Here is a 10,271-nt window from a genome sequence, read left to right on the forward strand (position 1 = left end):
GATCAACATTCAAAGCAACGTTTTGATTTTGAGTGTTTTAAAAATGAAAAATGGGATATTGAACATATTCATGCGCTACATAGCCAAGTATTGGTGAAACGAGATGAACAGCTTTCATTTATTCAAGATTCTTTAGTTTATGTAGAGGATGCAGTATTTCAAAGAGAATTAAAGAAATATGAAGTGTTATTGATGAAAAATGAAATGGAAGCAGAAGTGTTTGAAAAAATTCAGCAGAAAATTACTGATTACTTTGGTGAAGGGTATTCAAATCATATTTCGAACTGCACGTTACTGGATGCGAAGACTAATCGTAGCTATAAAAATGTGATTTTTCCGAAAAAACGAGAAGAAATTATTTTACGTGATCAAAATGGAGTGTATATTCCAATTTGCACTAAAAATGTGTTTTTAAAATATTATAGTAAACAAACGAAACAGATTCATCATTGGAATCAAGAAGATCGTAATGCATATATGGAAAATATAGAGGATGTTTTGGAACCTGTTTTAACAATTCAAATAGAGAGCTAGGTGATATAAGATGCAAGAATCAAAGGTGTTTTCTTTTTGGGAGTTAATTAGCGGAAATTATATTACAATTCCAATTATTCAGCGTGATTATGCACAAGGAAGAGAAGGCGCACAACATATACGAAGTGAGTTTTTACGTGTGTTGTTTGATTCACTTCAAACAAATAATCCTACAGAGTTAGATTTCATTTATGGAACGGTGAATGAAATGGAGCAATTTGCTCCGCTAGATGGGCAGCAACGCTTAACGACACTATTTTTATTACATTGGTATTTTGCTTTAAAAGAAGAAAAGTTGGCTGCAAATCAAGAAATATTTCAAAAGTTTTCTTATGAAACACGCCTAAGTAGTAAGCAGTTTTGTAAACTACTAGTCTCATTAACAGATCTTGATTTAACGAAAACATCATTATCAAAACAAATTTATAATGAAGCGAATTTTTATTACGGATGGGCTCATGATCCAACAGTTTTGTCGATGCTAACGATGATAGATCTGATTCATGAGTTCGCTAGTGAATATAATCTCCCTAGTGGGATATTTGGAACTCTTACAACTAAAGCGCCGATAACGTTTCAATTTATTGACTTAGATTTATTCCATTTGGAAGATACGCTATATATTAAAATGAATTCAAGAGGTAAACCACTTACACCATTTGAAAATTTTAAAGCACGTTTTCAGCAGTATCTAGAAAGGATCCATACAGTGAATGAAAAAGATATTTTGGATAAAATCGATACAGCTTGGTCCGATTTTTTTTGGGAGCATCAGCACAAAAATTATGATGAGTCCTTTTTACACTTTTTTTATGCGTTCCTTTATAATCAGTTAGCACGTCATAACAAAAATCGTAATCGACTTTTTACAGCTATTAACGKAGAAGAAGCTATTCGATTTGACGAATTAGCAAATCTATCTATCGATGATGAAGCATGGGTTAAGAATATTGAAGTAACAATGAATATGCTATGCAGTGATGAGTTATTTAACCAACGGACAGTTATTGATATAAAGAAGCTGATTACACAAACAATTACAGGTCAGTTGAATTATACTGAGCGTGTGCAATTATATGCAATTGTATCCTATATTAGTCTCTTTAATAATGATTTTACAAGCTTTGAGAGATGGATGCGTTTTATTCGTAATGTAACTGTGAATACGGTTTATAATCGTGTTGAAGATTTTATGCAGTCAATCCAAACAATCGATATGCTCATTACACAAGCACGGGATATAAATTCTTATTTAGTTGATCCTTCGATAAAGTTAACAGGATTTTTAGGAGCACAGATCACCCAAGAACAAATTAAGGCGCAATTAATACGTAGTAATCAACAATGGGAAGAAATACTGTTCAAAGCGGAAGACTACAGTTATTTTGAGGGAGATATTGGTTTTCTCCTCCAATTTAGTAATATGGATGATAATGACATAGCGAGTTTTACGCAGGATGATCATAAAGAAAACCAAGAAATCTTCGTAACTTACTGTGAAAAGTCTATTGCTATTTTTGGACCAACCAAGTTGAACGTACCAATAAATTTATTAAGCAGAGCACTACTTACCTTCGGAGATTATTTAATACAGGCTGGACAAAATCGTAGTTTCTTAATTGAAGGATTTGACCGTGATATTAGTTGGAAACGTTTTTTACGTCATGAAAATGTATCATATTTAAAAGAACTATTAGATGAAGTAGCATTACATTCAATCCAAGCAGATTTACAACGAATTATTAATGAAAGTGATGTAATGGATTGGAGACGATATTTTATTCAATATCCAAGCATTTTAGAGGAACGATGTGGAAAGAGACGTTTTATTCGGTTTTATGAGGATAAGGATATTCTACTTCTTGATACTACGATGACGAGCGGATATTGTCAGGAATATTACAGCTATGCAATATATGCAGGATTAAAACAATTAGGGATTGCTTGTAGCTATATAGATTCAATTGGAGCATATAAGGATAAATATGTACAACTCGGCAACGGAGGATACAGCTTGAACTTTATCGAGAAACAGATGTATATATATGATGAAAATGATCATGTAATTGATAAACCTCAGCATTTTGATGAAGCGCTAGAGAAAATGAGTGAGTTAGCAGGAATTAGTATATAGTTTTGATATAAAAGAGAGGCTGTCCCAAAAGGTATTTTTGGAGCGGTTTTCTCATTTATTATGTTGCTGATATTAGCAGCATTTGTTGGTAAGTAGATATAATTGCAATTAACATAATATTGTATAATCACGCCTGGATTGAATCTGTGATACTTTCCCTGCCTAAATAGAGGGAAAGCGTTGATTGAGATGAAGAAAAGCACAATAGTTATTGAATGTGATAATAATTTGTTGAGATTTTAATAATAAACAGTACTGAATTTTTTCATTAGAATTTTATTAAGGTGGAAAGTTGGGGAGTAATGGAACAAGATCGTGTAGTAAATACAGAAGAACAAGAACCATCACAAACTTTAAGAGAGCAACAGAATCGAGAGAATACAACAGGGAAAAAATCATTCTTTGAAAAGGATATGATATTACAAATAAGTATTACAATCTTTGGTACAATTCTTGGAGTTCTGTTTACTTATTTTGGTACAAAGCTTTATGATGACGCACAGGATAAAGAAAAGTTAGTAAGTCAATTAAGATCTTCTATCAGTATAAATCAAATGACAATAGACACAGTAGTTCTGAGGATGGAAAGTGCGAAAACATATATCGATGAAAACTCTAAAAATTCGTATGGTGATGACGTATTGGTGGAAGATTTTTCAATATACGAACCAGTAAGTTATTTTGACTACAGTGATACTTTGTTCAAAGATTCAACATTGTATAAAGAATTAACTGAAACAACTCGAGAGCGTTTACCATTGATGAGTGCGAATACTCAGAATTCACTTAGTTACTATGATGTGAAAAAGAATGATTATTATAATTACTTGGCCTTAAAACATCTTAAGAACAATCTTGAATGGCAAGAACAACAATTACAGTACGAATTGGATTATCAAGAAAAAAAACAAAGTGATATTAATTTGTCTGAAATTGAAAATAAATATGATGAGAATTTCAAAAATGTAGAAAAAGAGTGGGGAGATTACACAGTAAAGAAAAGGAAAGAAATACATAGAGTTACAGTCAATTAAGTCCGTATTCATTTTATGGATCGATAGGATTCAAACTGAAAAATAGTCAGTCGTATAAGTGTACTGTCATTTTAAATAGAATACTAATTTGTAAGAGGTTGTAACTAAAATACAAGTAGTGAAACGTGATTACTGATTTCTAAAGTGTGAGGATACCAAATATATAAAAACCGCATCAACTTAGCGTTTGATGCGGTTTTTGTAATTATGACCTCGGGAGAGGATTGTTAGTTTAACGTAAGTCAAATCGTAAGTCAGTGCTAGTTACGAATGCCGTCATATCAAAGTTTGTGGCTAAATAGTTATACGTCCGTCTCGTTTTCTATTATTAATTATAGAGCACTGCCAAACTGCAAGCCGTTAGGGCGCACTACTATTTCTTTTGCGGTTAAGTTCTACGTCTGTTTTTTTATTACATTTTCAGATATTACTTATATCGAAGAAACGTGAAAAAATTATGAGATTTTACTAACAAAAAACATCACTAACTAAGATAGATGAAAATATAGACAATTATGGATAACTATGATAGTGGTAAAGGTGATATAGCTAGACATAGATTAAGACTTTAGAGGGGGAAATGAAGAAATGGACAAACAAGGGCGTATAGAGTTAATAAACAGTAGGCATATGGTGAATAATTCATTTGGAGTAATTGATGAAGTAGGAATTTCTTCTTTAGCTGCGGAATGTGAGGTGTCAGTAGTAACAATTAAAAAAGATTTAAAAGAAATGGGGTGCATTATTTATAAAAGAAAAAATCCTAAAATAAAAGATTTAAGTGAATATGAAGCAATCGTTGAGCAGCTGGCATTAAAAATAGTAAAACGAATGCCTAGATATGCTCAAAAAAGGTCAGTGAGAGAGGGGATTGGTAAAAAGGTTTGGGATAAAGTTAGAACGGTTATGTTAGAGAAATATAATCGTAGATGCTCTGTATGTGGTTTTAAACCAGAAGATACAGGTATGCTTGAAGTTCATGAACAGTGGGAATACGATGAAAATAAAATTGTATTAAAGTTAGTGGAACTTTCATTGTTATGTACATATTGCCATAGTTTTCAACATTTAGAGCATACAGCTATGCTTAGAATAAGACGTAAAACGTGGGGAGAAAATCGCCACAAACTAAACATACATTTCATGAAAACGAATCAATGCACGCAAGATGTATTACAGGCTAGTCTATCTTTATCAGTTAAAAAATTACAAGAGGCTATGTTTCAAGAACATGATGCAATAATGGACATGCAACCGAATAAAGTAGCAGAGTACAGAAAAAGAAAGAAACAGTTAGAAATTACAAATTGGTTTTACTGGATATTTGAAGATATGCCACTGCGTGATGAAGTCATAGTAGCATTGAAGAACAAAAACAAAACAGTTGTAAATGAGTAGTCCTGTATATCCGTAGGGGAAAATATATGTTGTTAGGAAGGTTGCAAATAATTGAATTACAGGATATTTGTAATTTTCGAGATATCTCTCCTCAGTAGTTAGGAAGTCACATAGGAGGCCTTTTTTTTTTGCACTTTTTTTGATTTCTCCGTTACAAAAACGAATTAGGGTCAGATTTAATTAGTGTAAAGCAACTTAATAAAAGATTGGAGGCGAAAATTCGATGGTCACAGCAACAACAGTTAAAGTTGTACGTACGTTTTTAAATATTAATCAATCAGAATTAGCAAAACGAATGAACATTAGTACAAGTTTAGTGTCTGCAATTGAGAATAGGAGCAAACGAATCACACCTAATTTCATCAAACGATTTAAACGGGTTGTTTGTATTATGGATTCCGTTTTAATGTATCGTATGTTTACAGAGCAAGATAGGGGGATAAGAKACGCTACTTCTCCTTTTTAAACGTTAAGTGTTAGAAATCTACTAAGTCATTGATAGAAAGGAAATTGAGATGAGTAAACAATGTAAGAGGAAGTTAACGGAGGAGAAAATACAGAAGGTTCGTGAGTTATACGCGACAGGTGAGTGGACACAGAAGCAATTAGTCGAGAAGGTTGGTGTATCCAAAGACACAATCGGCAAATACGTGAAGGGAGTTAAAAAGTCAAAGCTGTCATTTGAACAAAAGCTTTGGTCGTACATCGATAAACGCAAAGATGATGAATGTTGGCCGTACACAGCACGACTTGAATACATATTATTACTAGACCAATAAATTTATTTGAATGAACACACTTGTAAAATTATTCCTTAATTGTTACAATAAAGGTCAAAATTAGTCAAAGTCAAAGTCAAAGTCAAAGTCAAAGTCACTAATATTAATAAAAGGAGAGGGAATTACATGAATAGAAAATGGATTGAAATATTATGCATAGCAGTATATACAATTTGTAAAGTTGTTGGATATGCTCTTGCGTTATTGGTAGCAGGAATTCAATTGTGGGCAATATATAAAGAATATAGCTCAAGCCCTGAATTCTTAAAAGTTTTTACACAACAGATTACTCCTTTGGTTGTGAGGGGAGCAATTTTAATTGCTATAGGTCAAATTATTGAAAGTCTGTACAAAGGTTTTTCTGATATATATAAAGTGAACAAAGATTAGAATGGGTTATCAGACATCGAATAGTATGTGGAAGTGGATTGAATTTCTTTTAACTCTATACATAATGTGTTGAAGAGTGACAACAACTCATTGTTCTAAAGCAAAGGAATACGACTATTCCCATAAAGATTTACCTTTGGGGCTACGTTATTGCCCAGGTATTATAAATAATGTATATATAAGGCTACCGTACATAGGGTAGTCTTTTTAATTTCAAATAAAGTATGCGCAAAATAATGAATCGATTGTGGTTAGCCTCCTTTTTTACGGGATTTATCATTATTACAAAGCAATTGTCCGTATGTTACTAATTCGTGTAACAGAATGAGGTATGTCACCCTATCCATAAGAAGAGCAGTATTGTCAGTGGAGTTTGCTGGGTGATGAACGAACATGGATAAGAAATCTCGAAACTTTGGACGGGATATGGTCGGTTTAATTGACTGTATTAGAGGTATAGGTCTTTACTTCTTTTTTATAAATGTTAATGATAAGAAGCAGCAAATGAGTTATCTACAAAAATAAGCTATTGGTTCATAAATATTCGAATGGAATGATGTTGCATTAGTAATGTCATTTGATTATAAAGCTTTGTGTGAGGGTCAGTGTGATGGAACTGTTCGTTAGCAAATAAAGCTAAATTGATATCTTTTTCATTGTTTTCATGATTGTTGCTACTAAATATACTTTCTATAATAAAAGCTAGACTGTGTATATTTTTAAGTGGAACTAGGTCAAGCTTGTGTAGCAAATGTTCGTAACTCCTTCTTTACGCGTTTCCCTTTACGTTTTGAAACTGTTCCTTCATTATTATTAGATGCCATACAAAAACCGCCTCAAACGTTAATCTGACGCGGATTTCGACCAATGTATGACCCCGGAGAGGCTCGAACTCACGACCTCCACCCTGTCAAGGTGTGGAAGTTGGGGGTTTATGTATATCAAGTATTTTTATTACGTTTTTAACGAAAAAACCACTTCACATGAATTATTTACTAATTTTATTATAAAAGGGTCATTTATTGTTGTAAAGTGGCTAAACCTTCAAGGAATGTCTTTTTTCATAATTCTATTCGCCATATACACATTCTTTGGTGATAAAGAACCTTAATTTTAAAAAACTTTTTGAAAGATTGCTTTTCTACCTGTAATGCCCTATGGTTTCAAAGATATTATAATAGAGGAAGCTTTAAATAGTTTCCTACGGATAATGATAGTTGAATTGATCTCCTATTAACTAAGGTGTGTCGTATGACATGCCTTTTTTTATTTATATGAAGTTCCCAAAAAAAGAAGGTGAATAACTTGGAATACAAACAGGATTTTGACCATCGTTTTATTAAACCTGTCAGGCAGTTGAGAAATCAGACTCAATCAGATTTTGAACAGGTCATGGGCGTTGATAGAAGTACCATCGGAAAACTAGAACGAGGTGAAATAGAGTTCACACCGCTGTATCACAGCAAATTTAAGGACGCTATTAAACGATTACGAGTTTCTAACGTTGAGTTAGCCAGTGTTCGCAGAATCTTAGAAATGAAGGCTTCAAGAGGCTACAAATAATATCTACTATTGGAGGAATGGGAAATGGAAGTAAAAGATTTATTCGTTGAAACAAAACAAGTTATAGCTGAGTACAAGGCAAAAGCTGAGGGATTAGATCAGGAAGAACAAGAACTAAAAACAGAACTGGTTGCATTACAAGAGGAAATGACAGCGATTCTGTTAGACCAGGAAAATGCCAACTTATCAGAACGCATTTATTTAAAGGCACAGGCAAAGGGCATTAACTCTAAAGTAGAAATCATTCATTCTATGTTTGAAGAACTGGACGAGAAAAGAACCGCTTTAAAACTGGCTTATGTACCAGTATTTCAAGATGTATTGAGAAAAGACCGTTCTAGTGCTAATGAGTATGACGTGACAGAACTTGCTATTCGCCACCGTTATGAATTACTAACTGAGGTAGCTGAAATGGGGAAACAGTTCAAAAAACAATACCATGAAATTGCACCTGAGATTTATGAAGTGTTTGAGGATACAACAGTTAAAGAAGAGTTTCCACGTTTAGAACACTCATTCAATCAAGAACAGTACCAGCCACATTTTAGTTGGTTTGAATCATCTGTTGTATCTCGTAACGAAATGTTTTCCGCTACTCATGGGAATTTACCAGAACACTTAAAACAACCAAAGGACGTGAAATAATTATGGCGAGAAGTTCATTAGAAAAGATCACATTAGGTTTGGCTGTCGATGAGATTAACAAAGAAGTAGGCATTACAAAAGCTGAACCAACACCGATGGACGAAAATGCTATCAGCCGATTTATCTCAGCACGTAACGAACCTATTGTAGTTGCTACACCTTATGCAATTATGAGATTTAGAAAAAGCAAAAATAAAGAAGAAGAAGAGAACCCAGCCAAATAATGGTTGGGTTTTTCTGTTTTAAAAGGGGAGATCAGGAGATATGGAAATAGAAGCAAAGGGTTGTTGCAACTTAATTAAAGAATTTAATGGTGAGAAGAACTGGTGTGTATTGAGAGATGCACATTGTCCTCTATTGGTTAAACATGGCCGCTACAAATTCGATAAAGAAGAGGTTAAGTGCGACTACTTAAATTTACTGAATAGAATTGATTCTAAACATGGTGTAGTCAAAGAGGTTTCAGTTTCCTCAAAAGAATGTAATGGCTGTAAGAGGATATTTAAAACTAGTAATTTACGTTTGAGATATTGTTCTGATGTATGCAGAAAGTCAGCTAAAAGTAAATCAGAGAGAAACAGTAGAATACGCAAGAGTTTAGCTAAATGAGGGCTTGATATAAAGGCATTCTCAGGCCCAAAAATGAAGGTCAGGTATATTCCTATTCAGACCCATGAAATACGATTTAAACTGTTGCTTAATTAACTATGAAAAGGGGTTAATTTAACAGGGTTAAGGTAAATCCCTAACCCTTTTGAGATTCAGCCGAGACACGTGTGAAAACGGGTCATAGACTCGATTTTATTACGAATTTGCATTATTGTTTCTCTGTTTGTTTTTATTTTGATTGCTAACAATAATATGAACAAGGGTAAACAAAAACCATGCTGTGAGTGTTGTTTTTAAAATTGCTGTGTGTTGCGGTGCAATTCCAAAAAACTCCACCACAGTCATCATCGAAGTTTTATTCTCACCTAGTAGTTTCTGTAATTCCCCCAAAGTGAATCTGGTCGAGTCATTACTCAATTGAAATAAAGTTGTTATTGAATCCTCATTCCCACGTAGTAATTGATTTAGTGCATTATAGTCATAAAAAAGAATACAAAGTACACCTACAGTTACTGCAAAAAATAAGAGTTGAATCCACTTCATAATATTTCCCCTTTGCTATTTGATAATTACATAATTCAAATAATACAACAGAAAATAGTTATATAGTACAATTACATAAAAATAAAGTAGGGTTAATGACAGATTTATTTTATTGATCTTCCTTCCCAGCGATTCCTTCAACGATTTCCTTTGCTGACTTTCTGTTTTTATTTATTTCGATTATCTCATTTAATCCTTTATGTACATCAGCAAAACCCTGCGTGAATGTAGCTTGCAATCCTTTAAAACTACCTTCCAAACTATCCATTCTGTTATCCAACTTTTCTAGCTTATTATCCATCGCTGTTAACTTTGCTAGTACTTGTTTTGCTAATTCAATTTCTCTTTCCGTTGCCATGTAGCGATTCCCCCCATAATTTCTTTTTGGTTGTTACGAAACTCAGAATAGAATCCCTTCATTTCAGTTCTAAAATCAGTGACCTCGTTTCGGAACTCTTTTACATCACTCTTCAATTCTTTTACGTCCTGTGCCATTTCCGTTACCATTTCATATACCTGTTCCATCAATTTCTTCTCATTTTCTGTCATGGCAGCTAGACCCCCTAAAAAGTTCCTGATTCCGTTGCGAAAATTTATTTTTAGGAATCGGTTATTTGATTATAGCAGAATCCGTCCCCCCCC

14 protein-coding genes are annotated in these 10,271 nt (G+C 33.4%); 11 read left to right on the top strand and 3 right to left on the bottom strand.

Annotated features, from left to right (window positions below; genetic code table 11):
* The 11 genes from AC1DTM_RS12630 to AC1DTM_RS12680 form a co-directional block, all read left to right on the top strand.
* Positions 1 to 534: hypothetical protein (locus tag AC1DTM_RS12630; protein WP_477000291.1), on the top strand; the 534-nt coding region annotated here is incomplete at its 5' end.
* Positions 535 to 544: 10 nt separating this feature from the next.
* On the top strand, positions 545 to 2,668 hold the full coding sequence (locus tag AC1DTM_RS12635) for a DUF262 domain-containing protein (protein WP_477000292.1): 2,124 nt from the start codon (positions 545 to 547) through the stop codon (positions 2,666 to 2,668).
* Positions 2,669 to 2,970: 302 nt separating this feature from the next.
* On the top strand, positions 2,971 to 3,702 hold the full coding sequence (locus tag AC1DTM_RS12640) for a hypothetical protein (protein WP_477000293.1): 732 nt from the start codon (positions 2,971 to 2,973) through the stop codon (positions 3,700 to 3,702).
* Between the two features lie 588 nt (positions 3,703 to 4,290).
* On the top strand, positions 4,291 to 5,100 hold the full coding sequence (locus tag AC1DTM_RS12645; RefSeq protein WP_477000294.1) for a hypothetical protein: 810 nt from the start codon (positions 4,291 to 4,293) through the stop codon (positions 5,098 to 5,100).
* A gap of 223 nt (positions 5,101 to 5,323) precedes the next feature.
* Positions 5,324 to 5,566, top strand: coding sequence for a helix-turn-helix domain-containing protein (locus tag AC1DTM_RS12650; protein ID WP_477000295.1), 243 nt, complete (start codon positions 5,324 to 5,326; stop codon positions 5,564 to 5,566).
* A 49-nt stretch (positions 5,567 to 5,615) separates the two neighbouring features.
* Positions 5,616 to 5,879, top strand: coding sequence for a helix-turn-helix domain-containing protein (locus AC1DTM_RS12655; RefSeq protein ID WP_477000296.1), 264 nt, complete (start codon positions 5,616 to 5,618; stop codon positions 5,877 to 5,879).
* A 126-nt stretch (positions 5,880 to 6,005) separates the two neighbouring features.
* The gene (locus AC1DTM_RS12660; RefSeq protein WP_477000297.1) at positions 6,006 to 6,269 is read left to right on the top strand and encodes a hypothetical protein; all 264 of its coding nucleotides are present in this window, start codon (positions 6,006 to 6,008) and stop codon (positions 6,267 to 6,269) included.
* 1,296 nt (positions 6,270 to 7,565) lie between these two features.
* Positions 7,566 to 7,832 carry a helix-turn-helix domain-containing protein gene (locus AC1DTM_RS12665; RefSeq protein ID WP_098212788.1) on the top strand — a complete coding sequence of 89 codons (267 nt, stop codon included), beginning with the start codon at positions 7,566 to 7,568 and terminating at the stop codon, positions 7,830 to 7,832.
* Positions 7,833 to 7,856: 24 nt separating this feature from the next.
* A complete protein-coding gene (locus AC1DTM_RS12670; protein WP_477000298.1) occupies positions 7,857 to 8,477 on the top strand; it encodes a hypothetical protein in 621 nt (206 codons plus the stop codon).
* Positions 8,478 to 8,479: 2 nt separating this feature from the next.
* Positions 8,480 to 8,701: a hypothetical protein gene (locus AC1DTM_RS12675; RefSeq protein ID WP_477000299.1), complete on the top strand. Its 222-nt coding sequence runs from the start codon at positions 8,480 to 8,482 to the stop codon at positions 8,699 to 8,701.
* A 40-nt stretch (positions 8,702 to 8,741) separates the two neighbouring features.
* Entirely contained in the window at positions 8,742 to 9,086 is a 345-nt protein-coding gene (locus AC1DTM_RS12680; RefSeq protein WP_477000300.1) for a hypothetical protein, read from the top strand.
* Between the two features lie 195 nt (positions 9,087 to 9,281).
* Here AC1DTM_RS12680 and AC1DTM_RS12685 read toward each other — a convergent pair whose 3' ends face one another.
* From AC1DTM_RS12685 to AC1DTM_RS12695, 3 genes are all read right to left on the bottom strand, one after another.
* Positions 9,282 to 9,629: a hypothetical protein gene (locus tag AC1DTM_RS12685; RefSeq protein WP_477000301.1), complete on the bottom strand. Its 348-nt coding sequence runs from the start codon at positions 9,627 to 9,629 to the stop codon at positions 9,282 to 9,284.
* A gap of 109 nt (positions 9,630 to 9,738) precedes the next feature.
* The gene (locus AC1DTM_RS12690) at positions 9,739 to 9,987 is read right to left on the bottom strand and encodes a chromosome segregation protein SMC (protein WP_477000302.1); all 249 of its coding nucleotides are present in this window, start codon (positions 9,985 to 9,987) and stop codon (positions 9,739 to 9,741) included.
* A complete protein-coding gene (locus tag AC1DTM_RS12695) occupies positions 9,960 to 10,178 on the bottom strand; it encodes a hypothetical protein (RefSeq protein WP_477000303.1) in 219 nt (72 codons plus the stop codon). Before AC1DTM_RS12695 ends, AC1DTM_RS12690 begins: the two co-directional genes overlap by 28 nt.
* Between the last annotated feature and the right edge of the window lie 93 nt (positions 10,179 to 10,271).

This window comes from Bacillus sp. P4_D3, assembly GCF_056401855.1.

Coding starts and splice junctions, on each gene's coding strand:
- AC1DTM_RS12640 (WP_477000293.1), top strand. CDS start 2,971: ATGGAACAAGATCGTGTAGTAAATACAGAAGAACAAGAACCATCACAA.
- AC1DTM_RS12645 (WP_477000294.1), top strand. CDS start 4,291: ATGGACAAACAAGGGCGTATAGAGTTAATAAACAGTAGGCATATGGTG.
- AC1DTM_RS12655 (WP_477000296.1), top strand. CDS start 5,616: ATGAGTAAACAATGTAAGAGGAAGTTAACGGAGGAGAAAATACAGAAG.
- AC1DTM_RS12660 (WP_477000297.1), top strand. CDS start 6,006: ATGAATAGAAAATGGATTGAAATATTATGCATAGCAGTATATACAATT.
- AC1DTM_RS12670 (WP_477000298.1), top strand. CDS start 7,857: ATGGAAGTAAAAGATTTATTCGTTGAAACAAAACAAGTTATAGCTGAG.
- AC1DTM_RS12675 (WP_477000299.1), top strand. CDS start 8,480: ATGGCGAGAAGTTCATTAGAAAAGATCACATTAGGTTTGGCTGTCGAT.
- AC1DTM_RS12680 (WP_477000300.1), top strand. CDS start 8,742: ATGGAAATAGAAGCAAAGGGTTGTTGCAACTTAATTAAAGAATTTAAT.
- AC1DTM_RS12685 (WP_477000301.1), bottom strand. CDS start 9,629: ATGAAGTGGATTCAACTCTTATTTTTTGCAGTAACTGTAGGTGTACTT.
- AC1DTM_RS12690 (WP_477000302.1), bottom strand. CDS start 9,987: ATGGCAACGGAAAGAGAAATTGAATTAGCAAAACAAGTACTAGCAAAG.
- AC1DTM_RS12695 (WP_477000303.1), bottom strand. CDS start 10,178: ATGACAGAAAATGAGAAGAAATTGATGGAACAGGTATATGAAATGGTA.